We start from the raw sequence: 25,483 nt of genomic DNA, 5'->3' as shown, positions 1-25,483 counted from the left end.
GTGTGACCGGCTCAGCGGCCGGAAAGCCTCCCGAAGGCAGCGGATCACCGTCGAGGGGAAGGCGGGGAAGCGGGGCAATGGTGTCGCCCGACAGAGCACGCCCGGTCGTCGCGATCGTCGGCAGCGTCGACGCCGAGCGCGCGTTCTCACCCGAACTGAAGCACCCCGGGACCGCCCCCGCCGCCTGCCGCGAGCTGGGCCGTCAACTCTCCCTGGCCGGTTACGACCTCGCCGTGTTCTCCGCGAAGCCGAAGTACGTCGAGTACGACGTCGTCCACGGGTACGCCCAGGAGGACGGCACGGTCTTCGCGCACGTTCCGCGGCACCGCGAGGCCGACTTCGGCCTGCCGCAGGGCAGTGCGGTGGCGGTGCACACGGTGCGGGACACCGGCCCGGAGTGGGAGGTCTCCTTCTACCGGACGCTGATGACCTGCGACGCGGTGCTGCTCGTCGGCGGCGGCCAGTCGACCCGGGTGGCCGGGGTCATCGCCTTGTCGCAGCGCATCCCGGTGCTCCCGGTCGCCGCGTTCGGCGGCGGGGCGGGCCAGGTGTGGGTCAACCTCGACAAGGTCCGCAACGACACGACCGACGACGACATCACCCTCCTCGGGCAGGATTGGCGGCCCGACTCCGCCCGGCGGCTCGTCGAGTGCCTGAACCTCCAGCGGCAGCGCCGCGCGCGGTGGCTGCGGGAACGCGACCGCACCGCGCGCCGGGCCGCACTGTCCACCGGTCTGGGCCTGACGGTGGCCCTGCTGCTACTGGTGTGCTCGCTGCTGGGGTTCGCGCTCGCCGGGGAGCCCGGCCCGGCGACCGGCCGCCGGCTCGGGGTGCTGGTGGTGACGCCGTTGCTGGCGGCCATGGCCGGTGCCGTGATCCGCAGTTCCTTCGAGACGGCCGATCAGTGGCCCAGGTCCGCGGTACGGGGACTGGGGGCCGGGGTCGTCTCCGTTCTGCTGTACGTGGCGTCCCAACTGCTCACGGTGCCCTCGCTGCTCGACGAACTCGACGTGCGCAGGCTCCTGTTCTTCACCCTGCCGCTGGGGTTCAGCGCAGGTTTCACCTTTGACCTCGTCTTCGAGCGCCTGCGCTCGGGAGCGGCGCCTGACCCGCCCGCGCAGCCCCCCGGGTCCGGCCCGACGACCGAACGGTCTTGACGGGCCGGTCTTGACGGGCCGAGCGGTTACCGCGCGGCCGCCGCCAGGATCGCCTCCACCACGCGCGGCAGGGACCCGGGGTGCAGCCACAGGAAGAGGTTCGGCTCGACCAGCTCCAGTTCCATGACCCGGGGCTGCCCGTCCTCGCCGTCGACGAGGTCCACGCGCGCGTACAGCAGCTCGGCGGCCTCGGGTACGGCGGCCAGGGCGCGCTCGGCGACGGCGAGTTCCGCCGGGGTCGCGGTCCAGGGTTCCAGGCCGGGGTGGGCGACCTTGCGCTCGTCGTAGGGCGTGCCCGGGGTGAGGACGGCGCCCTTGCGGCCGGCGTGCAGGAGGCGGCCGCCGAAGAACTGGATCGCCCGTTCACCGCTGACGTCGATGCTCTCGACGTAGGGCTGCACCATCGCCGTGAACCCCTCCGCGTGCATGCGCGTGACCTGCCGTACGGCCGTCTCGTGTTCGTCGGGCGTGTAGCGGGCGGCGAACCGGGCGCCCGCGCCGGAGGTGGGCTTGACGACGTACTCGTGGTCGGCCGGGAGCTCGGCGGGGTCGCCTGGGGCGAGGTAGCGGGTGGGCACGACGGGCACCCCGGCCGCGGCGAGGTCGCCGAGGTAGCGCTTGTCGGCATTCCAGCGCACCACGCCGGCCGGGTTCGCGAGCCGGGTGGCCTTGCCGCAGCGCTCCGCCCACGCCAGGAACTCGGCCGCGCGCCAGGAGTAGTCCCAGGTGGAGCGGATGACGGCGAGGTCGTAGCCGCTCCAGTCGACCGTGTCGTCGTCCCAGTGCACGATGTCGGCCTCGGCCCCGGCCTCCGTCAGGGCCCGAGCCAGCACGGGGAGGTCGCGATCGACGCTGATCCGGGGGCCGGGGCGGCAGGTGACGAGGGCTGTGCGGGGCACGCCGGGCTCCTCCACGTCGGACGGTTGTGCGATGCGCAGATTAACAAGCGCCTCCGGAACCGGGACAGGCCGCTTGACCTTCACCTTCGGTGAAGCCACAGCATCGGTGCGAGGAACCGGAGGGGATGCGATGCGCGAGGACATGCTGACGATCGGGGCGTTCGCCAAGGCCTGCCGGCTGTCACCGAAGGCGCTGCGGCTGTACGACGAGCTGGCTCTGCTGAAGCCCGGCCGGGTCGACCCGGACACCGGGTACCGGTACTACGCCGTCGCACAGCTCGAGCGGGCCAGGCTGGTGGCGTGGCTGCGGCGGCTGGGGATGCCGCTGGCCCGGATCCGTCAGGTGTGCGCGCTGCCACCGGCCGACGCCGCCCGTGAGATCCGCGCCTACTGGGCGCAGGTGGAGGCGGAGACGGCCGCGCGGCGGGATCTCGCCGGGTTCCTCGTCAGGGAACTGTCCGCTGCACCGAGGAAGGACACCACCATGCTGGAACTGCGCTACTGCGCCCACTCGGACCGGGGCCTGGTCCGCCCCGCCAACCAGGACACCGCCTACGCGGGCTCACGGCTGCTCGCGGTCGCCGACGGCTTCGGGCCGACGGGCCTGCCCGCGAGCAGCGCGGCCGTGGACGCGCTGCGCGTCCTGGACACGGCCGAGGCTCCCGCGGGCAACGTCCTGAACCTGCTGGACGACGCGGTGCGGGGCGCGACGGAGGCCGTACGCGACGCGGTGGACGGCGCCGGGGAGGACGCCGGTACGACCCTGACCGCACTGCTGTGGACGGGCTCCCGGCTGGCCCTGGTCCACATCGGCGACTCCCGCGCCTATCTGCTGCGCGACGGCGCCCTGTTCCGTATCACCGACGACCACACGGTGGTCCAGTCGTTGGTCGACGAGGGCCGGCTGACACCGGAGGAGGCCACGACCCACCCTCAGCGGATGCTGCTGCTCAAGGCCCTGACCCCGACCGCCACCCCGGACATGCGCCTTCAAGACACCGAACCCGGCGACCGCTACCTCCTGTGCTCCGACGGCCTCTCCCGCGTCGTCCCCGACACCCGCATCCGCCGCCTCCTCGCCGCCGCCCCGTCCCCGGACACCGCCGTACACACCCTCATCGCAGCGGCGAACGAGGCCGGCGGCCCGGACAACGTCAGTTGTGTGGTGGCGGACGTGGTGGAGCCGGCGGCCTGAGAAACGCCCCCTGAGCCGCGTGCCACGCGCTCGCCGCGGCGGACGGATTCAGGCCAGTCGGTGCAGGAGGGAGTCACGCTGATCCTGCTCGACCTCGGCGAGCGTCAGGTCGGGGTCGCGCTGATGAGCCAGGGCGACCTCGGCCGGCGTCGGCTGCTCCTCCTTGCGCGGCCAGGCCTCGGGGCGCCAGATCTTCGACCGCACGAACGCCTTGGCACAGTGCACGTACACCTCGTCGGCCCGCACGACCAGCGCGGTCTTCGGCGGCTTGCCGACCGGGGTCAGCCGCGCCAGCAGATCTTCGTCGGCCGTGATCCAGGCTGCGCCGTTGACACGGAGCGTCGTGTCCCGGCCGGGGATGACGAAGTTGAGCCCGGCGTGCCCGTTGGCCAGGATGTTGCGATAGCCGTCCAGCCGGTTGTTCCCGGTCGCGTCCGGAATCACCACATGACGCTCGTCGAGGACCGTGACAAAACCGGGGGTGCCGCCACGCGGGGCCACGTCACAGCGGCCATCGGCATCACTGGTGGCGACGAACACCACGGGCGAGACCGCGATGAGGCGGCGCGACATCTCGTCGATGTGGTCGAGTTCTTTGCGTACCGCCCGCTCGCCCGGATCCGCGTACAACTCCCGGAGTTGCGCCTCACTGGTCAGAGCTCGGGGTATCGGAGTGTCATCCACTCTGGTGATCATAGCCCTGCGGGTCCAGGACACGGGGAGCGTTCCCGCGCGGGCGGGGCAGTCTCAATGACCCCCGCACGGGTCGCCCGCACGCCGCTGCCCTGGCCCGGAGACGGGCGGGCAGCGGCGTATCGAGATGCGGACGGGTCACCGCAGCGCGGGCTCCGGCTGTGGCTGTGGGGTCGGCTCCGGATAGAAATCCCGGGGGCGGCCCTTCTTGTCCCGTAGGGCGGCGAGGAGGCTTCCCGGGTATTCGACCGCCCAGTAGCTGACGGTCGCCAGGAGTACCCCGGCTGCGACCACGAGTGCCGCCGCCAGCGGGAACGCCGCCTGGGAGCGGGGCAGGGCGCCGGTGTCGTACAGGGCCAGCATCAGGGGTTCGTGCCAGATGTAGAGGCTGTAGCTGACCAGGCCGACGCCCGTCAGCCATCGGGCGCGCAGCACGCCGTGCCAGCGGGGGTGGGCCGTCGTGCGGATGTGGAGGGTGGCGTAGAGCAGGGCGAACCAGAGGAGTGCGGCGAGGGGGTGGTAGTAGGTGTGCCAGGTGTTCTCGGGGGTGGAGTAGTACGACAGGGCGTACAGGCCGGCCGCCGCCGTCACCGCCGTCGCCGTCGCCGCGCGGGCACTGATCCGGCCCCGTTCGCCCAGCGCCACCAGCAGCACCGCCAGGAACATCCCGGCCGCGAAGCCGCCGAGGCGGGCCTGGGGGCCGAAGTACACGGGCCAGTTGGTGTGCGGGATGTCCAGGGCGTGGTGGGCGACGGCGATCCAGGCGAGCGGGGCCAGGTAGAGCGCCGCGCAGCCCGCCGCGCACAGGGCCACCCGGGCTCGCCGCGTGCGCAGGCGGCGGCAGGCGCGGATCGCCGGCGGGCCGACGGCTACCAGGGTGAGGTAGAACGCGATCTCCAGGGAGAGCGACCAGGTCGGGCCCAGGGTGTAGAAGATGCGCTGCTGGTCGAAGACATGCGTGAACGTGAGGTGTTCCAGCAGGTCGCGCCAGTCGCCGGGGAGGGACGGGTTGCGCAGGGACCAGACCAGGAGCACCGCGAGGAAGTAGAGCGGGAGGATGCGTGTCGCGCGGCGGAAGAGGAAGTCCGCCGCCGGGCGGGTCCGGTCGACGCCGTCGATCGCGGCGCGGGCGTAGGAGAGCGTCAGCAGGTACGCCGACATGACGAAGAACAGGTCGATGACCTCCAGGGAGATCAGCGCCCCGAGGTAGGGGTTGTCGACCGGCGGGTGGGCGCCCTGCGCGTCGTACACGTAGTACTGCTGCCAGACGTGGAAGACGACCGTGCTGAGGGCGGCCACGCCCCGGAAGCCCTGGAGTTCGAGGCGGCGGGTGCTGCTGCTCATTCCTGCCCCACCGCCTTGGCCGCCGCCGTGCGGGGGGTGACCCGCCAACGTCGGTCTCCCAGCAGTTCCTTGAGGTGCGACTGGCGGGCGACGACGTTCTTGAAGTGGGTGTAGAAGACCGTCGAGACCAGTGCGTGGCGCCAGAACCAGCCGCGTCTGTCCCGCAGTTCGGGCAGGGCGAGCCGGCCCGCGAACGCCGTCTGCACCAGTCCGGCCGAGAGCGTGAAGGCGAAGGCGAGCAGGCAGGCCGGGGTGGCCCAGTCGATCCGGTCCGCTCCGCCCGCGCGGATCGCGGAGTGCAGCAGGATCGGCAGGATCTGGAGGGACAGCCACGGCTGCACCTCGCGCCAGCCCAGCAGGACGACGAGTCCCGCCTTCTGGCGACGGGTGAAGGACGGCGATCGCAGTGCCCGGCCCAGGTGCCGCAGTGACACCTGAAGCCAGCCCTGGGCCCACCGCGAGCGCTGGTTCCACAGGGGCTTGAGGCGGGTCGGCGCCAACTCGCGGGAGATCAGCGTCCGGTCGGTGGCGATGCGCGCGCCCTCCGTCAACGCGCGTAGCGTCGAGTCGATGTCCTCGGTCAGCATCGAGCCGTGCATCCGGGTGCGGGCCAGCAGATCGGTGCGCCAGAAGCCGTTGGAGCCGCCGAAGATGCCGAAGCCGTACAGGCGGGTGCGGCCGGGGTGGCTGACGGCGTAGATCGCCTCGAACTCGGCGGCCACCTGCCGGGCCACCCAGGAGCTGTCGCCGTTGCGGATCACACAGTGGCCCTGGACGACGTCGTACCCGTTCGACAGCCAGTCCCAGGCGTGCCGGAAGGCGTCCGGCGCCGGGTGGTGGTCGGCGTCGAAGATGCCGACGAACTCGCCGCGCACCCGCGAGACGGCGGCGTTGACGTTCTGCGCCTTGGAGGTGCTGCCGGGCACCGGGAGAAGCACCAACCGCCGGTCGCGGCGGGCGATGTCGCGCAGGGTCTCCTCGACCGGCAGCGCGTGGGGCGTGTTGTAGGCGAGGACGATCTCCAGGTCGCCGGGGTAGTCGAGGCGCAGGAAGGACTCCACCGTGTCGACGATCGTCGCCGCCTCGTTCGGCAGATACGCGGCGATCACCGCGCTCGCCGGCGGGTACGGCTGGGCGGGCGCGGCGGGCCGGGCCGGCGCGTCGAGCGAGAAGAGGCATTCGAGGAGGATCAGCCCGGCGGACAGGACGAGCCCGGTCACCACGACCCAGTACACCGGCGAGGCGATGTCCCAGCCGAGCGCCGCGTACGTCTGCTCGTACAGCGCGAACGGCACGCCGACGCCGATCAGCAGCGTGAGCAGCGGCGAGAGGGCCAGCAGGAGGGGGCGTACGAACTTCCGGGTGCCGCGGCGCGGGGCGGTGGTCCGCATCCACGGCTCGTAGCGGACGGGACGCAGGTCGCGGTGGCGCAGTGCCTCGGCGACGGCGTCACCGGCCCGCTCGACCGCGCGGCCGTCGGCATCGGCGAGCGGGAGCCAGCCGACGGCCGGGGTCAGCCGTACGTTCTCGTCGGCGACGACGAACCGGGTACCGGCCACGGTCGTCGCGAACTCCGTCAGCGCGCGCCGGGCCGTCTCCTCGTCCACGCCTGGCATGAGGACGAGCAGCCGCCCCTCCTCGTCCCGGCCGAGCCGGGAGCTGCCGTTGCCGAGCCGTTCGGCGACGGCGGCGAGGCGTTCGGCGACCTCGCGGCGCACCCGCGCCCCGAAGCGTTCCTCCAGCGCGTCCGCCTCGGCCACGGCGACCACCGCGAGGACCCCCTCGCGGTGGCCCGCGCGGCTTCCGGGGCGGCGCAGTTCGCGGTCGAGTTCGGCGCGGAAGTGGGGTGCGGAGTACAGGCCCGTGCGGGGGTCGAGGGCCAGCCGTTCGACGGGGACCGGGACGCGGTGGAGCTTGGCGGCGATCCGGGCCGACAGTTCGACCGGGTCGGCGGCCTCCGGCAGGCAGTCGTCGGCGCCGCTGCGCAACAGGCGGGCGACACCGGCGGGTTCACGGCCGGCGGTGACCATGACGAGTGGCAGGACCTGGCCCCGGGGTGCGGTGCGTATCTCCCGTACGACCGCCACGGCCTGGTCGACGCCGCCCGGGTCGTCGAGGGCGACGATCGCGTCGGGCGGGGCCTGCCGGACGCTGCGGTCCACGTCGCCGGGGACGGCGTGGGTGACGGCATAGCCGGTGGATTCGAGGGTGCGGGTGAGCTTTTCGCGCCGGGGGCCGGGGGTGCCGACCGCGAGGACATGGCCTTGTGCCGGCCCGTCGGCCGGCGGGCAGGCCGGAGCGTTCCGGGGCGCTGGTGTGCGCCTCAGTTCGGTATGCATGTATGGGTCCGATCCTGTTCGGATGTGGGGGGAGGACCTTTTGTCGGTACGTGCAAGTAGCCTCACCGAGCGCTGTGACACCACACCTGCGCCGGTGTAAAGCCTTCATTGCCTTTACGTGCCCACGCCAAGGAGATGGGTGGGTTCACGGACCCGGCTGTGAGAGGTCGGCGCAGGATGGAACCCGCGGTCAGCTTTCTCCGTCCGGCTCCCAGTCCAGCAGCCGCACCTTCGCCACCGTACGGACGTGACGGCGCATGGCGGCGGCCGCGCGGGTCGGCAGGCCGGCGGCGACGGCGTCGAGGATGGCCTGGTGCTGGGCGAGGGAGCGGGCGGGCCGGTGCGGCTGGCGCAGGGACTCGGTGCGGCTCTCGGCGATCTGGCCGGCGATGGAGCGCATGAACTCCGCGAGGATGCTGCTGTGCGCTGCGGCGGTGACGGCGGCGTGGAAGAGGCGGTCGCCCTCCACGCCGTGGCCGTCGTCCTCGATCTCCTTCGCCATGTGCGCGAGCGCCGACCGCATCGCCGCGAGGTCCTCCTCCGTGCGGCGCTCGGCGGCCAGTTCGGCGAGTTTCGTCTCCAGCGCCTCGCGGGCCTCCAGGACGTCCGGAAGGCGCCGGCGGCGCTCGACCATCCGCTCCACGGGCTCCACGTCGAGGCTGTCCCGGACGAGGTACATGCCGCCCCCGTGCCGCACCTCGACCAGGCCCTGCACCTCCAGGACGACGATCGCCTGCTTCACGGAGGCCCGGCTGACGCCCAGCCGCTGGGCCAGATCGCGTTCGGTCGGCAGGCGGTCACCGGCGCCGAGACCGCCCTCAGCGACGTAGGCGCGCAGCCGGTCGAGCACCTGCTCGTAGAGGCGCTGTCTGGTCATGGGGCGCAGGGCGTCGGTCACGGTTTCCCCCTTCTCGTCCGGAGCGTAACACCGGGTTGGCGGGCCCCCGGGCGGATCAAGTGGGCAAGTGGCTGAGCCAATTCTTGCGCGGTCCCTTGACGTTCGGGGCGCGCCCGCCCACGCTGTCCAGCCATCACCCAAATTGGCTCAGCCACTTTGCCAATCCGCCGGGTGTGCAGCCCGCAACCGTTCCGGGACCCAAAGACGGGAGCCCGTATGTCCCCCGAACTCATCTCGATCCTCGTCCTCGCCGTGGTGTTCGTCATCGCGACGACCCGCTCGATCAACATGGGCGCGCTGGCCTTCGCCGCCGCCTTCGCGGTCGGCACGCTGGTCGCCGACCTCGACGCGGACGGCATCTTCGCCGGCTTCCCCGGCGACCTGTTCGTCGTCCTCGTCGGCGTCACGTACCTCTTCGCCATCGCCCGCTCCAACGGCACCACCGACTGGCTGGTGCACGCCTCCGTCCGGCTCGTGCGCGGCCGGGTGGCGCTCATCCCCTGGGTGATGTTCGCCCTGACCGGCGCGCTCACCGCGATCGGAGCCGTGAGCCCCGCCGCTGTGGCGATCGTCGCGCCGATCGCGCTGAGCTTCGCCGCGCGTTACGGGATCAGCCCGCTGCTGATGGGCGCGATGGTCGTGCACGGCGCGCAGGGCGGCGGCTTCTCGCCGATCAGCATCTACGGCTCGATCGTCAATGGCATCGTCGAGCGCGAGAAGCTGCCGGGCAACGAGGTCACGCTGTTCCTGGCGTCCCTGATCGTCAACGTCGTCATCGCAGGTGTGGTGTTCGTCGTATGCGGGGGTCTGCGGCTGTGGCGACAGGACTCACTCTCCAAGGGCGCGGGAGAGGCCCCTGAGGGCCAGGAGTCACTCACCAAGGGCGCGGGAAACGCCGCTGAGGGGCGCGGGGCTGCCATCGATTTGCGGCTACCGCCGCGCGGGCGCGACCAGCCACAACCGACCGGCACAGGGACCACGACAGATCCCGGCACTCACTCCTCCCCCACCACCACCGCGACCGCCACCCGCGAAACGGCCCCCGCCCCCACCTCTCCTCTCCCCCTCACCCCACCCCGAATCGCGACCCTCCTCTCCCTGGTCGCCCTCGTCATCGCCGTCCTCGTGTTCGACCTGGACGCGGGCCTGAGCGCGATCACCCTCGCCGTCGTCCTGAGCGCCGTCTGGCCGGAGGACAGCCGCAAGGCCGTCGGCGAGATCGCCTGGCCGACGGTGCTGCTGATCTGCGGTGTGCTGACGTACGTCGGCGTACTGGACGAGATGGGCACCATCACCTGGGCCGGCGAGGGCGTCGGCGGCATCGGCGTACCGCTGCTGGCCGCCGTACTGCTCTGTTACATCGGCGCGATCGTCTCCGCGTTGCCTCGTCCGTCGGCATCATGGGCGCGCTCATCCCGCTCGCCGTGCCGTTCCTGGCGCAGGGCGAGATCGGGGCCGTCGGCATGGTGGCGGCGCTCGCGGTGTCGGCGACGGTCGTGGACGTGAGCCCCTTCTCGACGAACGGCGCGCTGGTGCTGGCCGCGGCACCCGATGTCGACCGTGAGCGTTTCTTCCGGCAGTTGATGGTGTACGGAGGGATCGTGGTGGCCGTGGTGCCCGCGGTGGTGTGGCTGGTGATGGTCGTGCCGGGCTGGGGGTAGGCCGGTGGACGACAGCACTCGGTGTCCGTTGAACAGCTAAGGAGTAAGACGCGTGTCCTCTCTCTTCCCGGCCCTGACGGCCGGTCCGGCAGGGCGGGTCGCCCTGAGCTTCGGCGACCGGACCCTGACGTACGGCGAACTCGGCGCCGCCGCCGGTGCCCTCGCGGCGCGGATCGGCGGGGCGGGCAGAGTGGCCGTCTGGGCGACCCCGGCGCTGGAGACCGCCGTGGCGGTGGTGGCGGCGCTGGAGGCCGGTGTCGCCGCGGTGCCACTCAACCCGAAGTCCGGGGAGAAGGAGCTCGGGCACATCCTGTCCGACTGCGCGCCGACGGTGGTGCTGGCCGCGGCCGGGGACGAACTCCCCGCCTCTCTGGGCGACTTGGCGTGCATCGACGTGGATGTGCGCGGCGCCGCCCCGCTCCCGGACCCGCACGCGTCCGGCGAGGACCCCGCCCTGGTCGTCTACACCTCCGGCACCACCGGCCCGCCGAAGGGCGCCGTCATCCCCCGCCGGGCCGTCACCCACACCCTGGACGCGCTCGCCGACGCCTGGCAGTGGACCGGCGAGGACGTACTGGTCCACGGCCTGCCCCTGTTCCATGTGCACGGCCTCGTCCTCGGCATCCTCGGCCCGCTCCGCCGCGGCGGATCGGTACGCCATCTGGGCCGGTTCAGCACGGAGGGCGTGGCCCGTGAGCTGCACGAGGGCGCGACCATGATGTTCGGCGTGCCGACGATGTACCACCGCGTCGCCCAGGCCCTCCCCGAGGACCCGGGCCTGGCGCAGGCACTGGGCAAGGCCCGGCTGCTCGTCTCGGGTTCGGCGGCGCTCCCCGTCCACGACCACGAGCGGATCACGGCCGCGACCGGGCAGCGGGTCGTCGAGCGGTACGGCATGACCGAGACGCTGATGAACACCAGCGTCCGCGCGGACGGCGAGGCCAGGGCGGGCACCGTCGGCGTGCCGCTGCCGGGCGTGGAGCTGCGACTGGTGGAGGAGGACGGGGCGCCGATCACGTCGTACGACGGCGAGACGGTGGGCGAGATCCAGGTGCGCGGCCCGAACCTGTTCACCGAATACCTCAACCGCCCCGACGCGACGGCGGAGGCGTTCACCGCCGACGGCTGGTTCCGCACCGGCGACATGGCGGTGCGGGAGGCCGACGGGTACGTCCGGATCGTCGGCCGCAAGGCCACCGACCTGATCAAGAGCGGGGGCTACAAGATCGGGGCGGGCGAGATCGAGAACGCGCTCCTGGAGCACCCGGGGGTGCGGGAGGCGGCGGTGACCGGGGAGCCGGACCCGGACCTGGGCGAGCGGATCGTGGCGTGGGTCGTCCCGGCCGACCCCCAGTCGCCGCCCACGCTCGCCGAGTTGGCGGACCACGTCGCCGCCCGGCTGGCCCCGCACAAACGGCCCCGCAAGGTCCACCACCTGGACGCGCTCCCGCGCAACGACATGGGGAAGATCATGAAGCGGGCGCTGACCTCATGACGGAACGGCTCGCGGCACGGCAGGTCGTCGCCCTGATGACCGACGCCTCCTCCTTCGCCGAACTCCCCCACCCGGAACGCCGGTCGGCGCCGGACGGCCCCCTCGCCTGGCACGGCTACGACGCCTCACGCGCCCGTGCCGTCGAACGCACCGGGGAGCAGGAGTCGGTGGTCTGCGGCACCGGCACGATCGAGGGGACGCGAGCGGTCCTGATCGTCTTCGAATTCGGCTTCCTGGGCGGCTCGCTGGGCGAACGCACCGGCGACCGACTGGAGGCGGCGTACACCTACGCCCGCGCCCGCCGCCTGCCCGTCGTGCCGCTCGTGGCGACGGGCGGCAGCCGGATGCAGGAGGGCATGCTCGCCCTCACCCAACTCCAGCGCGTGGCCCGCCAGTCGGCGCTCACCCGGGAGGCCGGGCTGCCGCAGATCGCGGTGCTCCGGGACCCGACGACGGGCGGCGGCTGGGCCACCCTCGGCGCCGGCGCCGACGTGACCCTGGCCCTGCCCGGTGCCCAGGTCGGCTTCGCCGGCTCCCGGGTCCGCCCGCCGGACGCGGACCCGGCGGCGTACACGGCTCAGGCGCAGGTGGCGGCGGGAGCGGTGGACGCGGTGGTGCGGCCCGCGGCGCTGCGCGGGGAGTTGGGCCGGTGGCTACGGCTGCTGACGGCGCCCTCCACCGCCCCGGCCCCGCCACCGGTGCCCCTCGGCGCCACGGCCCTGCCGGCCACCGGCTGGGCCGCCGTCCAGCGCGCCCGGTCATCCGGGCGCCCCCGTGCCGGCGCCTACCTGGACTCCTACTTCACCCACCGCGTCGCGATCAGCGGCGACCGCTGCGGCGGCACCGACCCCGACGGCATGCTGTGCGGCTTCGGCGAGCACGACGGCCGTACGGTCGCCTACGCCGCGCAGACCGGCACGGCCACCCGCCCCGCCGGCTACCGCACCGCCACCCGCCTGATCCGTCTCGCGGACCGGCTCGGCATCCCCGTGCTGACCCTGGTGGACACGCCGGGCGCCGCCAATGACGCGGAGGCGGAGCGACAGGGGGTGGGCGCTGCCATCGCGGACCTGTTCGAGGCGGTGGCGACCGCGCGGACACCGATCACGACGCTGCTGATCGGCGAGGGCGGCTCGGGCGGCGCACTGGCACTCGCGGCACCGGGCAACACCTTCGCCACGCCGGACAGCTACTTCTCGGTGATCGCGCCGGAGCTCGCGGCGGCGATCCTGAAGCGGGCGCCGCAGGAGGTGGAGGCGACCGCCGACCAGTTGCGCATCCGTCCCCAGGACCTGGCGGAGCTCGGCGTGATCCGGGCCGGCGACGGGATGCTCCCGGGCGAAGCCGATCACTCCTGCTGAGCCGCGGCGAGGGCACCCGGGCAAGGAGACTCGCGGCGGGCGGGGCGGATAACCCCCATTCAGCGGCACCCCACCCGGCCCCCTTCAAAAGGCGCCCCCCGGCAGGACGGCCGCACGATCGATGTCAAGGAGGCCCGCCGCGCGGCGGGCCCGGACAACACGATCCCCACACACCGAGCGAGGCCCGCCACCCACCCGGCGGACCCATGGTCTGCGTTTTCCGGGAGGACCCCCCCATGACCGCCACTCTGGAGCAGCTACGCCGCTGCCACTTCGCCGTCGACCTGGGGGCGGCCAGGACCCGCGTCTTCGTGAAGGGCTCCGGACTCGTCGTCGACCAGCCCTCGGCCGCCGCCGTCAACACCCGGACCGGCGCCCTGATCGCGGTCGGCGAGTTCGCGGAGCGGATGACCGGCCGCACCCCGGACTACATCCGCGTCGTACGGCCCGTCTCCGGCGGCACCGTCGTCGACATCGAGATGGCGCAGCGCATGCTGCGGCACCTGCTCGGCGACAAGATGCGCCGCGCCCTGCGCCGCAAGCCGTTCCTGCGCGCGGCGGCCTGCACACCGCACGACGCCGACCCGCTCGCCCAGCGGGCGGCGATCGAGACCCTGGTCGGTCTCGGCGCGCGGCGCGTGGAGCTCGTCGACACCCTCATCGCCGCCGCCGTGGGCTGCGGACTGCCCGTGGAGCAGCCCGAGGCCAGCATGATCATGGTGTGCGGAGCCGCCGCGACCGAGGTCGCCGTGCTCTCCCTCGGCAACATCGTCACCGCCGAGCGGGTCCGGGTCGGCGGCGAGGCCGTGGACCACGCGATCGTGCAGCACCTGCGGCACGAGCACGAGCTGATGCTGCCCAGCCAGAACGTACGGCCGCTGCAGCTCGCCCTGTCCGGCAACGGTCTCACCCCGCACGGCCCCGCCTCCACCGAGATCCACGGCCGCGACGTCTGCACCGGCCTCGCCCGGTCCGTCCAGGTCGACACCGCCGCCGTACGGGACGCCATCCAGACGCCGCTCACCGCCGTCCTCGACAGCATCGGCAAGGTGCTGCGGGACTGCCCGCCCGACCTGGTCGCCGACCTCGCCGACCGCGGCATCATGATGGTCGGCGGCAGCGCCCTGCTGCCCGGCTTCGACCAGATGCTCCGTCAGGCCACCCGCATGCCGGTGCACATCGCCGAGCGACCCGACATCTGCGCCGTCCAGGGCCTGGGCACCATGCTGGAGGGCAAGGTCGAGCCGATGGAACTGAACCCGGCCTCCTGAAGCCCGGGCGCACCCGGTCACACGGCCGGTCTCAGCGCGTCGCCTGCGCCAAGTGCTGCGCCAGACCGGGTGCCAGCTCGCCCGCCCGCTGCAGATCCTGGCGGTCGGCCGCCGCGCGGGCTTCGTTCAGGTCGGCCGTGACCGCGGCCGCCCCGGCCTCGGGCGTCTGGTCCTTCAGCCGCTCCCAGACGAGTTCGAGACCGGTGACGTCGCCGGCGACGGCGCCCTCGTCCCCGGCTTTCGCGTCGATCCCCAACTGCCGTGCCCACAGGGCGAACCGGTCCAGGTCCACCGTCCGCACCGGCTCGTACCTCAGCCGCAGATCCGACGTGTTCTGGGCCACCCGCAGCGCCGCGGCGAGCGCCCCCTCCTCGTCCCCCGCGGCCACGGCCCTGTCGAGCGAGTCGAGGTCGCGTGTCATCTGCGTCTGCAGGAGCTTCGGTACGGCGTCGAAGTCGCGGTAGGCCGTCCACGCGTCGCGCGCCGCGCGCACGTCGGCGGTGGTCGCCTCGCCGTCCTGCACGGCCCGTGCGGCACGGTCGAGTGTCCTCAACTCCATTGGCAGTGAGCCCTGTTGAGTGTCCGTCGGGGCGGCCAGCGACACCGCCTCGAGGTCGCCGCCGTCGTTGCCGGTGGAGAACTCGCCGTAGCCGGGGGCGAAGGTCTTGTCCTCGGTCGAGCCGTCCATGTGCAGTTCGTGCACGGTGATCGCGCCCTCGACCGCCCCGTAGGGCCCCTCGACGGTCCGGTCGGTCTGCTTCACCGTGACCTCCTCGAAGACGACGCCCGGCAGGTTCTCCGGCCGGTAGACGTCGCCCCGCTCCGGATGCGCCGGCATGATCATCGCCGCGGGCGCGCCGTCGCGGCCCGCCTGCCAGGTGCCCTCGGTGTCCGCGACGACGCCGTCCTCGTAGTTGAAGACGTCCTCGCCGAGGTACCAGACCGAACCGTCGTCGGCCTGGGCGTACCAGTCGAGGGCGACTTCGTGCACCCGGCCGCCCTCGAAGGCCACGTACTGCGAGGTCAGGGCCTGGACCTGGTCGCCGTCCAGGTTGATGGTCTTGGTGCCGGGCAGCGTGCTGACCTCGGTGCGGAAGGGCTGGCCGTCGACCTGGCCGCCCATGATGACCTGGTCGGTCCCGGCGGTCGGGTGCAGGGGGTTGGTGATCCGGGTCGGGTGGGAGAACGTCGGGTCGGTGAGGTCCACGCGGTCGCTCCCGGGGGCGAGCGGGAGGCAGTCCTTGCCCGTCTCGCCGGTCTGCTCGTCGACGACATGCACGCAGTCGCCGGCGCTCGCGTTCCCCGATCCGCCTGCGCAGGCGCCGGCCATCAGCACGACGGCCCCCACGACGGCCTCCGGCCACAGGAGCTTGCGGTGGCTGTTCATGACGGCCTCCTCGGTGCCGGTCCGACGCTCCGACGGTCCGAGAGTGCCTCGGGGGCGCTGAACAGACCCTGAACGTCCCTGAACGCCGTGTCAGAAAGGGCTTGAGCCGGTCGGCTGCGGGTGTGTGAGGGCCGGCCGCGCAGTTCCCCGCGCCCCTGAAGGTGCCCCCGCTGCACGCCCCTCAGGGGCGCGGGGAACTGCGCGAGCGACCACGAACCACCCGCACCCGCCCCACAACCGCCGAACCCGAGCCACTGGGCGAACCGCGCTCACTCCGCCGGCATCGTCACCACGAACCGCGCCCCGCCCAACCCCTCACTCACCCCCACCTCGACCCGCCCCCCGTGCGCCACCGCCACCTCCGCGACGATCGACAGCCCCAACCCCGCACCGCCCGCCCCCCGCGCCCGCGACTCGTCCAGCCGTACGAACCGCTCGAAGACACGCCCCCGTTCGGCGGCCGGAACACCGGGCCCGTCGTCCTCGACCACCAGCCGCACCCACCCGTCCCCCGCGTCCGAAAGCCCGAACGCCACCCGCGCACGGGCATGCCGCGCCGCGTTCTCGCCGAGGTTGCGCACCAGCCGCCGTAGCGCCTCCTCGTCCCCGCTCACCCGCCCCGCACTCACGGCCGTGCCGTCGACCCGCATGCCGGGCGACGCCGAGCGCAGCCGCGCCGCCTCCGCCAGGACCAGGTCGTCGAGGTCGACCGGCCGCAGTCCGCCTCGCAGCAGGGCGCTCTCGTCGGCACGGGCGAGCAGCAGCAGGTCGTCGACGAGGCGCTGCATGCGGACGGCCTCCTCGAGCACCGTTCCGGCCAGGGCCCCGGTGTCGGCACGCTCGGGGTGGGCGAGGGCGACCTCGGCGTGCTGGCGGACGGTGGCCACGGGTGAGCGCAGTTCGTGGGAGGCGTCGGAGACGAAGCGGCGCTGCGCGGCCTCGGCGCGGGCGACGCGGCCCAGGGCGCGGCCGACGCCGGCCCAGGTGGCGGCGGCGGCGAGGACCAGCAGGACGGGCAGGCCGATGAGCAGCAGCCAGGTGACGGTGTCCGTGGCGTCGGTGACGCCGGAGGAGTCCCGCCCGTCGAGGACGACGAGCTCCCGGTCCCCTTCCCGGGCACCGACCGCGACGACCAGGAAGGGGTCGTCGTCGAGCGGGGTGTCGACCGTGGCGCTGCCGCCGGGGTCCAGTCGGGCCAGCGCGGGCCGTCCCGCCACGTTCTCGCTCGCCGCGACGACGGTGCCGTCCGCCGCGACGACCTGGAGGAACTCCTCGTCGGGCGCGGACACGGTCGGTGCGGGCACCCCGCGTCCCGCCTCGATGACCTGGGCCACCTCCGAGGCGCGCGCCCGGGCCGCGTCCCGTACGTCGTCGCTGAGCTCGGTGCGCAGTCCGAAGACGAGCCCGACACCGGCCGCGATCAGGGCGAGAGCGACGGCGAGCACGGCGACGGCCGTGGCCCGGACCCGTACCGCCCGCAGCTTGCGCTCGTACCGCTCGCTCGTCATCGGGCGTCAGAGCTCCCGTCACCCGTCGTCGGGCACGAGCCGGTACCCGTGCCCCCGCGACGTCAGCAGCGACTGCCGCCCGAAGGGCCGGTCGACCTTGTTGCGCAGCCGCCGTACGTACACCTCGACGATGTTCGGGTCGCCCTCGAAGTCGTCGCCCCACACATGGTCGAGGATGGTCCGCTTGGACACCGCCTCCCCGGCCCGCCGCAGCAAAAACTCCAGCACCGCGAACTCCCGGGCGGTGACGTCGATGTCGCGGCCGCCCCGGCTGACGGTCCGGGACGCCGGGTCGAGCCGCAGATCACCGGCGGCGAGCACCGCGGGCCGCTGGCGTGCGTCGCGCCGCAGCAGCGCGCGCAGCCGGGCCAGGAGTACGGCGTAGGAGACCGGTTTGGTCAGATAGTCGTCGGCGCCGGTGTCGAGGCCCTCGATCTCGTCCCACTCGCCTTCCTTGGCGGTGAGCATCAGGATCGGCGTCCAGTCGCGCTCGGCGCGCAGGGCCCGGCAGACGCGGTAGCCGTTGAGCTTCGGCAGCATCACGTCGAGGACGATCGCGTCGTAGCCGCGCTCCCGGGCCAGCCACAGCCCGTCCACCCCGTCGAGTGCGACGTCGACGGCGAAGCCCTCGGCCTCCAGGCCGTCCCTGAGCCCCGCCGCGAACCGCTCCTCGTCCTCGATGACCAGCACCCGCATGCCCTCACGCTACGTCCGCGAGGGCACCTGGGCCCGGTGTCAGTACGGCAGGATCCGGCCCGAAGGCGTGCGCCGGTCGATCTCGCCCCTGGTGTCGCGGGGAGCGGCGGGCCGGCGGGTGACACGAACGCGAACGTGGGTCTGGCGGTTCATGGCGCCCTCCTCGTATCTCGGGTCCGTTGCGACCAGCCTTCTCTCCGCAACCTTTCGGCACATCGTGCCCACGGAGGCACTTGTCATGCCTCCGTGGCATAAGCGGATGGGGGCCGGGCTACTTCCGGGGGAGGAGGGCGCCCCTGGCTCACCTCCGGGTACCACCCTTTGCGCCGCCGTCCGAACCGCGCCGCCGGGTGTGCAGCGGCCCCGACGCGGTGCCGGCGCCGCGCGGGATCTGCTGCTCGAACGCGGCGAGCGCGATCGGGCTGTCCGGCGGTACGACGGCCATCATGTGGCGCCGCTGCGCCTCCGCGACGGCTTCCCCGGCCGCGGTGCCGTGCCGGGCGTGCACGATGCGCAGGTGTCCGTCGCCGGAGCCGCGCCGGCCGACCGGGGTGACGCCGGCGTTGGTGCCGTCGGGGAGGGTCACCCACAGTTGGAAGTCGTCGTACCGGAAGTAGTCCGCGGACTTGATCGGCCAGGGGTAGTGGTGTTCGCCGGCCGCTTTGGGCAGGACGCCCGTGTGGTCGGGGGTGCTGACGGGCACGCACGAGTTGAAGAGGGAGTCGGTCCAGGCCTCGACGCCGTCGGCATCCGTGATCGGCGTCTCCAGGAGGCCGCGGGCCCGCTTGTAGCCCAGCTCTTCCAGGGCGGGCACCGTCAGCGGGAAGGCCGCGATCAGCTCGGCGGCCTCCCGCCGGAGCCGGTCGACCTTCGCGGGGTCGGCGCAGAACTGCGCGCTCCACTCGATGCCGACCCGGGCCCGGTACATCCGCCAGCCGCCTTTGCCCTCCTCGGCCTTCACCCAGAGGCTGCCGCCGTGGTGCATCTCCCAGGGACCCGGCCCGTACGGCAGGGCCGCGTCCTCCGCCTCCAGCTCGGCGAGGATCATCTTCGCGGTCGTCTTCGCCGCGCGGAACTGCGAGGACTGGGTGCGCTCCGGGTGCTTGACGACGCGTATCTCCCAGGGATGGCTCTCCTTGCGGTTCTTGCCGAGTTCGAACTGCTTACGGCCTGCCGGCCGTGTCAGGACGTCCGTCATATCCGGCCTCCTTCCGGCTCTCCTTCCATCGTCCGGCGGGGATCCGGCGGCGTCGACTCGCGGCGCTGGACCCGGCCCGCGAACAGGCGCACGCTCGTCAGTGGGGCCGCTCTCCCACCCCCGTGAGGAAGTGATCTCGATGGAGGACAAGGAGTGGACCGTCCGGATCCACATCACCGAGGACGGCGACGACACCCGTGCCGAAGCCGTGCTGACCACTGACGACACGCCCGACGACATGCTCGCCGTCACCGGCCGGGGTGTGGCCCGCCGCAACCCGATCGACCGGCCCGTCCCCGAGATCGGCGACGAACTCGCCGCCTGCCGTGCCCTGGAGGACCTGGCGATCAGGCTGCACGACGTCGCGTCCGACGACATCGTCCAGCTCACCGGACCCGTCGACCGGTGAGCGGCGCGGGTGACCGGGCGCGAACGCCGGCCCGCTAGTCCGCCGCCCAGCTATAGCGCCGCTCCGGCCGCCCCGCCTGCCCGTATCTCAGGGACACCTCGGCCCGCCCGGTGACGCTGAAGTGCTCCAGGTACCGCCGGGCGCTGACCCGGGACACCCCCGACCGGGCCGCGCACTCGGCGGCGGAGAGGCTGCCGACGGCCGCCCGCAGCTCGCGTTCGATCAGTTCGGCGGTCTCCACGCTCATGCCCTTGGGCAGGGCGGCCGGCGTGGTGGCGGGCGCAGCGCCGCGGGCCAGCGCCCGGTCCACGTCGGACTGGCCGCTGACCACCGCCGCGTAGAGGTTGCTGCGCCGGGCCGCGTACTGCTCCAGGCGCGTGCGCAGATCCTCCGCGTCGAAGGGCTTCAGCAGATAGTCGACGACGCCCTGGCGTACGGCGCCGCGGACCGCCTCGGACTCGCGCGCCGCGCTGATCACCATGACGTCGCAGTCGTGCCCGGCGGTGCGCAGCCGGGGAATGATCTCCAGGCCGAACATGTCGGGCAGGTAGAGGTCGAGCAGCACCAGGTCCGGTTGCAGCTCGCCGACCGCGGTGAGCGCCTGCTCGCCGCAGTTCGCGGTGCCGATCACCCGGAACCCGTCGACGTCGTTGACGAATCCGCGGTGGATGCGCGCCACCATGAAGTCGTCCTCCACGATCAGGACGTCGATCATCGGACTGCCTCCGTCGCTCGGTCGGCCGGTCGGCCGACGGACATCCGGGCGGTGAACATGGCGCCCGCCTGCGTGTTGGCCACCGACACCTCACCGCCCCGGCGTTTGCACACCAGCCGGGTCAGCGCCAGGCCGATGCCGCGGTCGCCGCCCTGCGCGGCCTTGGTGGTGAACCCGTGCAGGAACACCTCCTGTGCGAGCTCGGGCGCCACCCCCGGCCCCGAGTCCCGTACGACGATCTCCACGCTGGAGGCGTCCTGGCGCAGTTCCACCTCCACCCACGCGCCGGGGTCGCCGTCCCTGGGCCGGGAGCCGCTCGCGGCCGCGTCGACCGCGTTGTCCACGAGGTTGCCGAGCACGGTCGCCACGTCCGCGGAGTCGGTCGGCTCCAGCCTGTCCAGGGAGGTGCGCTCGGAGACCTTCAGCCGCACCTTGCGTTCCGCGGCCAGCGCCGACTTGGCCATGAGCAGCGCGGCGACGGCCCGGTCGCCGACCCGGCTGCCGATGCTGACGTCGAGCGACTCGCGGTGCTTGCGCAGGGCGCGGACGTAGCGGACGACCTCGTCGTGCTCGCCGATCTGGATGAGCCCGGAGATGGTGTGCAGTTGGTTGGAGAACTCGTGGGCCTGGGCGCGCAGCAGCTCGGCGGTGCTGCGGAAGGAGCCCAACTCCCGCTCCAGTTGAGCGAGTTCGGTGCGGTCGCGCAGGGTCGTCACCGAGCCGAGGCGGCGGCCGTCCTTGGTGACGTCCATCCGGTTCATCACCAGGACGCGGCCCCGGCGTATGACGACCTCGTCCCGCCGCGCGAGATCGCCGGGCTCGCCCTCGCGCGCGGTCCCGGCCAGGACGTCGTACAGCCGCCCCTCGATTCCCAGGTCCGACAGGCTCATCCCGACGCAGTTCTCCGGCAGGTCCAGCAGCCCGCGGCCGACGGCGTTGACGAGCGTGAGGCGCTGATGCGGGTCGAGGGCCACCACGCCCTCGGCGATCCCGAACAGCATCGCCTCCCGGTGCTCGGCGAGCCCGGCGATCTCGCGCGGCTCCATGCCGAAGGTCTGCCGTTTGATCCGCCGGGCCAGCAGCCAGGAGCCGGCCACCCCGAGGACGCTGGCGACGCCGAGGTAGACCAGCAGGTAGGACGAGGCGCCCACCAGCCGCTGCCACACGGACGGGGAGGTCCGCCCGATCATGACCGTGCCGAGGTGGTCCCCGGCGTTCTCCTCCTCCGCCCCGAGCACCGGTGCCTGCGCCACGAGCTGGGTGACGCCGTCCACCGGCAGCTCCCCGGACCAGCCGACGGCCTCGGCGACCTGCGGTCCCTCGACCGGCATCCGCGTCCCGACCAGGGTCGGGTCGGTGGCGGCGACGATCTCGCCGTCGGTGTCGGCGACCATGGCGGAGGTGACGCCGGACCTGGTCAGCGTGGACTGCAGGAGCGGGGCGAGCATCTCCGCGGGGGCGGGCCGCACGAGCTGCGTACGCACCAGGGGGTTGCCGGCCATCTCCTCGGCGAGCGCGGTCACCCGGCGCCCCTCGACCCGGTCGAACGTGGCCTTCGACTGCGCCAGCGACACCGCCGCGACGGCCGCCAGCACGATCACGACAATGGCGAGCTGCCACACCAGCAGCTCGCCTGCGAGCGTCTGACGGCGCTGCTTCCGCGACGGTGACCGTGACGTTATGACCACTATGAACTCAACCTTCAATGGTCACACAACCGAGACGGGGTGTCTCAGGAACCGCACAATCATGGCGCCGGATCGAGCCGAGCGAAAGAGATGAGCCATGAGAAGTCGACGAGCCGCACTTGTCGGAGCTCTTGCCACCGTTTCGATGATCGCGGTCAGCGCCTGTGGCGCCACCGCCGACAAGGAGGAGGCCGGAAGCGGAAGCGGCTCCGGCAAGCCCCTGACGGGCCTGCGCCTCATGGTGCCCAACACCCCGGGCAGCGGTTACGACCTCACCGCGCGCACCGTCTCCCAGGTCATGCAGGACACCGAGGTCGCCTCCGGCGTGCAGGTCTTCAACCTGCCCGGCGCCAGCGGCACCGTGGGCCTGCAGCGCCTGGTGAACGAGAAGGGCAACGGCAAGATGGCCATGCAGATGGGCCTCGGTGTCGTCGGAGCCTCGTACACCTCCAAGTCGGAGGCGACGCTGACCGACACCACGCCGATCGCCAAGCTGATCGAGGAGGCCGGCGCGATCGTCGTGCCGAAGGACTCCCCGTACAAGACGATGGACGACCTCGTCACCGCCTGGAAGAAGAACCCCAAGAAGCTCGCGGTGGGCGGCGGTTCGTCGCCGGGCGGCCCCGACCACCTGCTGCCGATGCAGCTCGCGAAGGCCGTCGGCATCAAGCCGAAGGACGTCAACTACGTCTCCTACGACGGCGGCGGCGAGCTGCTGCCGGCCATCCTCGGCAACAAACTCGCCTTCGGCGCCAGCGGTTACAGCGAGTTCCTCGACCAGATCGAGGCCGGCCAGGTCCGCGTCCTCGCGGTCACCAGCGAGAAGCCGATCGACGCGCTGAAGGACGCCCCCACGCTGAAGGACTCCGGCATCGACCTGGTCTTCACCAACTGGCGCGGCATCGTGGCCCCTCCGGGCATCAGCGAGGAGCAGAAGAAGAGCTGGGTCGACTCGATGACGACGATGCACGACTCGAAGGAGTGGCAGGCGCAGCTCGAGAAGAACGGCTGGGTCGACGCCTTCGCCACCGGCGACGAGTTCGGCACCTTCCTGACCGAGCAGGACAAGGCGGTCGCCGACCTGCTGGCCGAGCTCGGGCTGGCATGAGCTCCCAGGTGAAGGACGAACGGACCGTGGAGGACTCCCCTCCGCCCCGGGAGGGCGGGGACCGCGCGCAGTACGGCATGTGCGCGTTCCTCGCCCTGCTGGGCACCGCCGTGATCGTGGACGCCCTCGGCATCGCGCACATCACCAGCGGCACCGACCCGGTCGGCCCGCGCGCGGTCCCGCTGATCCTGGGCACGCTGCTGGTGGTGCTCGCGGTGCTGTACGCCGTCGACGTGGCCCGGGGCGGCCACGGTGAGCCGGAGGCCGGCGAGGACGTCGACCTGTCGGGCGGCGCCGACTGGCGCACGGTGGCGCTGCTGGTCGCGGTGTTCGTGGCGAACGCGCTGCTCATCGAGCGGCTCGGCTGGGTGATCAGCGGCGGCCTGCTGTTCTGGGGCACGGCGTTCGCGCTCGGCAACCGGCACTACGTCCGCAATCTGCTGATCGCCGCGACGCTCTCCCTGACGACCTTCTACGCCTTCGCGATCGGCCTCGGCGTGAACCTCCCCGCCGGCGTGCTGCAAGGAATCCTGTGAGGCCGCGATGGACAACCTGAACAACCTCATGCAGGGCTTCGCGGACGTCATGGACCCGCTGAACCTGCTGCTCGCCCTGGTCGGCGTGGTCATCGGTACCGCGGTGGGCGTCCTGCCGGGCATCGGCCCGGCGATGACGGTGGCCCTGCTGCTGCCGGTCACCTACGGCATGGAGCCGGTGCAGGCGTTCATCATGTTCGCCGGCATCTTCTACGGCGGCATGTACGGCGGCTCGACGACGTCGATCCTGCTGAACACCCCCGGCGAGTCCTCGTCCGTGGTCACCGCCATCGAGGGCAACAAGATGGCGAAGGCGGGCCGCGCGGCCCAGGCGCTGGCGACGGCGGCGATCGGCTCCTTCGTGGCGGGCACCATCGGCACCCTGCTGCTGGTCCTGATCACCCCGTTCGTCGTGGACTTCGCGGTCAGCCTGGGCGCGCCGGACTACTTCGCGCTGATGCTGCTGTCGTTCGTCGCCGTGACGTCGATCCTCGGCTCGTCTCGCATCCGCGGCTTCATATCCCTGCTCCTCGGCCTGACCATCGGCCTGGTCGGTATCGACACGGTCTCGGGCCAGCAGCGCCTGACCCTCGGCATACCGCAGTTGGCCGACGGCATCGACGTCGTCGTGGTCGCCGTCGGCATCTTCGCGGTCGGCGAGGCCCTGTGGGTGGCCGCGCATCTGCGCCGCCGGCCGGCCGAGGTGATACCCGTCGGCCGCCCGTGGATGGGCCGGCAGGACTGGAAACGGTCCTGGAAGCCCTGGCTGCGCGGGACGGCGTACGGCTTCCCGTTCGGCGCGCTGCCCGCCGGCGGCGCGGAGATCCCGACCTTCCTGTCGTACGCCACCGAGAAGCGGCTGACCAAGCACCCCGAGGACTTCGGCAAGGGCGCCATCGAGGGCGTGGCCGGCCCGGAGGCCGCCAACAACGCCTCCGCCGCGGGCACCCTGGTCCCGATGCTGGCGATCGGCCTGCCGACCAACGCCACCGCGGCGGTGATGCTGGCCGCCTTCCAGTCGTACGGCATCCAGCCAGGACCCCTGCTCTTCGAGCGCGAGGCGAGCCTGGTCTGGGTCCTGATCGCCAGTCTCTTCATCGGCAACCTGCTGCTGTTGCTGCTGAACCTGCCGCTGGCCCCGGTGTGGGCGAAGCTGCTCCAGATCCCGCGCCCCTACCTGTACGCGGGCATCCTCTTCTTCGCCACGATGGGCGCCTACGCCGTCAACGCCCAGCCGCTCGATCTGTTCATCCTCCTCACCCTGGGCCTCCTCGGCTTCGCCATGCGACGCTTCGGGCTGCCGGTCCTGCCGCTGATCGTCGGCGTGATCCTGGGCCCGCGCGCGGAGCTCCAGGGCCGCCGCTCCCTTCAGTTGTCCGGCGGCGAGCTGTCGGGGCTGCTGGGCGGGCCGGTGTCGTACACGGTCTACTCGGTGATCGTCCTGGTCCTGGTGTGGCCGCTGATCCGCAGGTTCGCCGTACGTCCCCTTCGCGCGCGAAGCGCCGCCTGAGACTTCTGGAGAAACAGAGATGACCATCCTGGTCGGCTACGTCCCCTCGCCCGAGGGGGAGGCGGCCCTGCGCGCCGCGATCGACGAGGCCCGCCGCCGCAAAGAAAGACTCCTGGTCGTGAACACCACCCGGGGCGACTCTCTGGTGGACCCCCGCTTCGCCCAGGAACCGGACCTGACCCACGTCCGCGAGGACCTCACGGCGCTGGGCATCGACTTCGACGTCCGCCAGGTCCTCGGCGCCCGGGACGCCGCCGAGGAGATCATCGACCTCGCCGAGACCAAGGGCGTCTCCCTGGTGGTGATCGGCCTGCGGCGGCGCAGTGCGGTCGGCAAGCTGATCATGGGCTCGGCCGCCCAGCAGATCCTGCTGGGTGTGGGCTGCCCGGTCCTCGCCGTGAAGGCGGAGGGCTGA

Annotated in this window: 23 protein-coding genes; 12 read left to right on the top strand and 11 right to left on the bottom strand. The window is 72.5% G+C overall.

Features of this window, described 5'->3' with window-relative positions:
- The first annotated feature begins 77 nt into the window (after positions 1-77).
- Positions 78-1,157, top strand: a complete 1,080-nt coding sequence (locus tag ACZ69Q_RS18625; RefSeq protein WP_471042877.1) for a hypothetical protein — start codon at positions 78-80, stop codon at positions 1,155-1,157.
- 26 nt (positions 1,158-1,183) lie between these two features.
- Here the strand turns inward: ACZ69Q_RS18625 and ACZ69Q_RS18620 are convergent, their stop codons facing one another.
- Entirely contained in the window at positions 1,184-2,056 is an 873-nt protein-coding gene (locus ACZ69Q_RS18620) for an ATP-grasp domain-containing protein (protein ID WP_471042876.1), read from the bottom strand.
- Between the two features lie 130 nt (positions 2,057-2,186).
- Between ACZ69Q_RS18620 and ACZ69Q_RS18615 the strand changes: the two genes are divergently transcribed.
- The gene (locus ACZ69Q_RS18615) at positions 2,187-3,251 is read left to right on the top strand and encodes a MerR family transcriptional regulator (RefSeq protein WP_471042874.1); all 1,065 of its coding nucleotides are present in this window, start codon (positions 2,187-2,189) and stop codon (positions 3,249-3,251) included.
- A 48-nt stretch (positions 3,252-3,299) separates the two neighbouring features.
- Here the strand turns inward: ACZ69Q_RS18615 and ACZ69Q_RS18610 are convergent, their stop codons facing one another.
- From ACZ69Q_RS18610 to ACZ69Q_RS18595, 4 genes are all read right to left on the bottom strand, one after another.
- Positions 3,300-3,947, bottom strand: a complete 648-nt coding sequence (locus tag ACZ69Q_RS18610) for an MSMEG_1061 family FMN-dependent PPOX-type flavoprotein (protein ID WP_471042872.1) — start codon at positions 3,945-3,947, stop codon at positions 3,300-3,302.
- A 135-nt stretch (positions 3,948-4,082) separates the two neighbouring features.
- Complete coding sequence (locus ACZ69Q_RS18605; RefSeq protein ID WP_471042869.1) at positions 4,083-5,288, bottom strand: acyltransferase family protein; 1,206 nt, start codon at positions 5,286-5,288, stop codon at positions 4,083-4,085.
- Positions 5,285-7,627, bottom strand: a complete 2,343-nt coding sequence (locus tag ACZ69Q_RS18600; protein WP_471042867.1) for a glycosyltransferase — start codon at positions 7,625-7,627, stop codon at positions 5,285-5,287. Before ACZ69Q_RS18600 ends, ACZ69Q_RS18605 begins: the two co-directional genes overlap by 4 nt.
- A gap of 190 nt (positions 7,628-7,817) precedes the next feature.
- Complete coding sequence (locus ACZ69Q_RS18595) at positions 7,818-8,525, bottom strand: FadR/GntR family transcriptional regulator (protein WP_471042865.1); 708 nt, start codon at positions 8,523-8,525, stop codon at positions 7,818-7,820.
- A gap of 216 nt (positions 8,526-8,741) precedes the next feature.
- On the opposite strand from ACZ69Q_RS18595, the gene ACZ69Q_RS18590 reads away from it, so the two are divergent.
- The 5 genes from ACZ69Q_RS18590 to mreB all read left to right on the top strand — a co-directional run bounded on the left by ACZ69Q_RS18590 (position 8,742) and on the right by mreB (position 14,313).
- On the top strand, positions 8,742-10,031 hold the full coding sequence (locus ACZ69Q_RS18590) for an SLC13 family permease (protein WP_471042863.1): 1,290 nt from the start codon (positions 8,742-8,744) through the stop codon (positions 10,029-10,031).
- Complete coding sequence (locus ACZ69Q_RS18585; protein ID WP_471042862.1) at positions 10,028-10,186, top strand: hypothetical protein; 159 nt, start codon at positions 10,028-10,030, stop codon at positions 10,184-10,186. The genes ACZ69Q_RS18590 and ACZ69Q_RS18585 overlap by 4 nt, the downstream gene beginning before the upstream one ends.
- Positions 10,187-10,238: 52 nt before the next feature.
- Positions 10,239-11,681, top strand: coding sequence for an acyl-CoA synthetase (locus tag ACZ69Q_RS18580; RefSeq protein WP_471042859.1), 1,443 nt, complete (start codon positions 10,239-10,241; stop codon positions 11,679-11,681).
- Positions 11,678-13,042: a carboxyl transferase domain-containing protein gene (locus ACZ69Q_RS18575; protein WP_471042858.1), complete on the top strand. Its 1,365-nt coding sequence runs from the start codon at positions 11,678-11,680 to the stop codon at positions 13,040-13,042. Before ACZ69Q_RS18580 ends, ACZ69Q_RS18575 begins: the two co-directional genes overlap by 4 nt.
- A 236-nt stretch (positions 13,043-13,278) precedes the next feature.
- Positions 13,279-14,313, top strand: a complete 1,035-nt coding sequence (gene mreB / locus ACZ69Q_RS18570; protein ID WP_471042856.1) for a rod shape-determining protein MreB — start codon at positions 13,279-13,281, stop codon at positions 14,311-14,313.
- Positions 14,314-14,344: 31 nt separating this feature from the next.
- On the opposite strand, the gene ACZ69Q_RS18565 is transcribed toward mreB, so the two are convergent.
- From ACZ69Q_RS18565 to ACZ69Q_RS18550, 4 genes are all read right to left on the bottom strand, one after another.
- The gene (locus ACZ69Q_RS18565) at positions 14,345-15,700 is read right to left on the bottom strand and encodes a hypothetical protein (protein ID WP_471042854.1); all 1,356 of its coding nucleotides are present in this window, start codon (positions 15,698-15,700) and stop codon (positions 14,345-14,347) included.
- Positions 15,701-15,969: 269 nt separating this feature from the next.
- Positions 15,970-17,208, bottom strand: a complete 1,239-nt coding sequence (locus ACZ69Q_RS18560) for a sensor histidine kinase (RefSeq protein ID WP_471042853.1) — start codon at positions 17,206-17,208, stop codon at positions 15,970-15,972.
- An 18-nt stretch (positions 17,209-17,226) separates the two neighbouring features.
- Entirely contained in the window at positions 17,227-17,904 is a 678-nt protein-coding gene (locus ACZ69Q_RS18555; protein WP_471042851.1) for a response regulator transcription factor, read from the bottom strand.
- A gap of 301 nt (positions 17,905-18,205) precedes the next feature.
- Positions 18,206-19,102 (bottom strand): DUF6424 family protein, encoded by an 897-nt coding sequence (locus tag ACZ69Q_RS18550; protein WP_471042849.1) that lies wholly within the window; start codon positions 19,100-19,102, stop codon positions 18,206-18,208.
- 139 nt (positions 19,103-19,241) lie between these two features.
- Here ACZ69Q_RS18550 and ACZ69Q_RS18545 point away from each other — a divergent pair, with 139 nt between their 5' ends.
- Positions 19,242-19,511 (top strand): DUF1876 domain-containing protein, encoded by a 270-nt coding sequence (locus ACZ69Q_RS18545; protein ID WP_471042848.1) that lies wholly within the window; start codon positions 19,242-19,244, stop codon positions 19,509-19,511.
- 34 nt (positions 19,512-19,545) lie between these two features.
- On the opposite strand, the gene ACZ69Q_RS18540 is transcribed toward ACZ69Q_RS18545, so the two are convergent.
- Positions 19,546-20,226, bottom strand: a complete 681-nt coding sequence (locus ACZ69Q_RS18540; protein WP_471042846.1) for a response regulator — start codon at positions 20,224-20,226, stop codon at positions 19,546-19,548.
- Positions 20,223-21,914: a sensor histidine kinase gene (locus ACZ69Q_RS18535; protein WP_471042844.1), complete on the bottom strand. Its 1,692-nt coding sequence runs from the start codon at positions 21,912-21,914 to the stop codon at positions 20,223-20,225. The genes ACZ69Q_RS18540 and ACZ69Q_RS18535 overlap by 4 nt, the downstream gene beginning before the upstream one ends.
- A gap of 145 nt (positions 21,915-22,059) precedes the next feature.
- Between ACZ69Q_RS18535 and ACZ69Q_RS18530 the strand changes: the two genes are divergently transcribed.
- From ACZ69Q_RS18530 to ACZ69Q_RS18515, 4 genes are read left to right on the top strand one after another with little or no spacing between them, the layout of a single operon-like run.
- Positions 22,060-23,022: a Bug family tripartite tricarboxylate transporter substrate binding protein gene (locus ACZ69Q_RS18530; protein ID WP_471043703.1), complete on the top strand. Its 963-nt coding sequence runs from the start codon at positions 22,060-22,062 to the stop codon at positions 23,020-23,022.
- On the top strand, positions 23,019-23,558 hold the full coding sequence (locus tag ACZ69Q_RS18525) for a tripartite tricarboxylate transporter TctB family protein (protein ID WP_471042842.1): 540 nt from the start codon (positions 23,019-23,021) through the stop codon (positions 23,556-23,558). Before ACZ69Q_RS18530 ends, ACZ69Q_RS18525 begins: the two co-directional genes overlap by 4 nt.
- A 7-nt stretch (positions 23,559-23,565) precedes the next feature.
- The gene (locus ACZ69Q_RS18520) at positions 23,566-25,068 is read left to right on the top strand and encodes a tripartite tricarboxylate transporter permease (RefSeq protein WP_471042839.1); all 1,503 of its coding nucleotides are present in this window, start codon (positions 23,566-23,568) and stop codon (positions 25,066-25,068) included.
- A 19-nt stretch (positions 25,069-25,087) separates the two neighbouring features.
- Complete coding sequence (locus ACZ69Q_RS18515; RefSeq protein ID WP_471042836.1) at positions 25,088-25,483, top strand: universal stress protein; 396 nt, start codon at positions 25,088-25,090, stop codon at positions 25,481-25,483.

This window comes from Streptomyces sp. NPDC036764 (assembly GCF_055609385.1).
This window is presented reverse-complemented; position numbering and strand designations above follow the sequence as displayed.

Bases quoted from the DNA above. Each gene is read 5' to 3' on its own strand.
- ACZ69Q_RS18625 (WP_471042877.1), top strand. From the start codon at position 78: ATGGTGTCGCCCGACAGAGCACGCCCGGTCGTCGCGATCGTCGGCAGC.
- ACZ69Q_RS18615 (WP_471042874.1), top strand. From the start codon at position 2,187: ATGCGCGAGGACATGCTGACGATCGGGGCGTTCGCCAAGGCCTGCCGG.
- ACZ69Q_RS18610 (WP_471042872.1), bottom strand. From the start codon at position 3,947: ATGATCACCAGAGTGGATGACACTCCGATACCCCGAGCTCTGACCAGT.
- ACZ69Q_RS18605 (WP_471042869.1), bottom strand. From the start codon at position 5,288: ATGAGCAGCAGCACCCGCCGCCTCGAACTCCAGGGCTTCCGGGGCGTG.
- ACZ69Q_RS18600 (WP_471042867.1), bottom strand. From the start codon at position 7,627: ATGCATACCGAACTGAGGCGCACACCAGCGCCCCGGAACGCTCCGGCC.
- ACZ69Q_RS18590 (WP_471042863.1), top strand. From the start codon at position 8,742: ATGTCCCCCGAACTCATCTCGATCCTCGTCCTCGCCGTGGTGTTCGTC.
- ACZ69Q_RS18575 (WP_471042858.1), top strand. From the start codon at position 11,678: ATGACGGAACGGCTCGCGGCACGGCAGGTCGTCGCCCTGATGACCGAC.
- mreB (WP_471042856.1), top strand. From the start codon at position 13,279: ATGACCGCCACTCTGGAGCAGCTACGCCGCTGCCACTTCGCCGTCGAC.
- ACZ69Q_RS18565 (WP_471042854.1), bottom strand. From the start codon at position 15,700: ATGAACAGCCACCGCAAGCTCCTGTGGCCGGAGGCCGTCGTGGGGGCC.
- ACZ69Q_RS18560 (WP_471042853.1), bottom strand. From the start codon at position 17,208: ATGACGAGCGAGCGGTACGAGCGCAAGCTGCGGGCGGTACGGGTCCGG.
- ACZ69Q_RS18555 (WP_471042851.1), bottom strand. From the start codon at position 17,904: ATGCGGGTGCTGGTCATCGAGGACGAGGAGCGGTTCGCGGCGGGGCTC.
- ACZ69Q_RS18550 (WP_471042849.1), bottom strand. From the start codon at position 19,102: ATGACGGACGTCCTGACACGGCCGGCAGGCCGTAAGCAGTTCGAACTC.
- ACZ69Q_RS18545 (WP_471042848.1), top strand. From the start codon at position 19,242: ATGGAGGACAAGGAGTGGACCGTCCGGATCCACATCACCGAGGACGGC.
- ACZ69Q_RS18540 (WP_471042846.1), bottom strand. From the start codon at position 20,226: ATGATCGACGTCCTGATCGTGGAGGACGACTTCATGGTGGCGCGCATC.
- ACZ69Q_RS18530 (WP_471043703.1), top strand. From the start codon at position 22,060: ATGATCGCGGTCAGCGCCTGTGGCGCCACCGCCGACAAGGAGGAGGCC.
- ACZ69Q_RS18525 (WP_471042842.1), top strand. From the start codon at position 23,019: ATGAGCTCCCAGGTGAAGGACGAACGGACCGTGGAGGACTCCCCTCCG.
- ACZ69Q_RS18520 (WP_471042839.1), top strand. From the start codon at position 23,566: ATGGACAACCTGAACAACCTCATGCAGGGCTTCGCGGACGTCATGGAC.
- ACZ69Q_RS18515 (WP_471042836.1), top strand. From the start codon at position 25,088: ATGACCATCCTGGTCGGCTACGTCCCCTCGCCCGAGGGGGAGGCGGCC.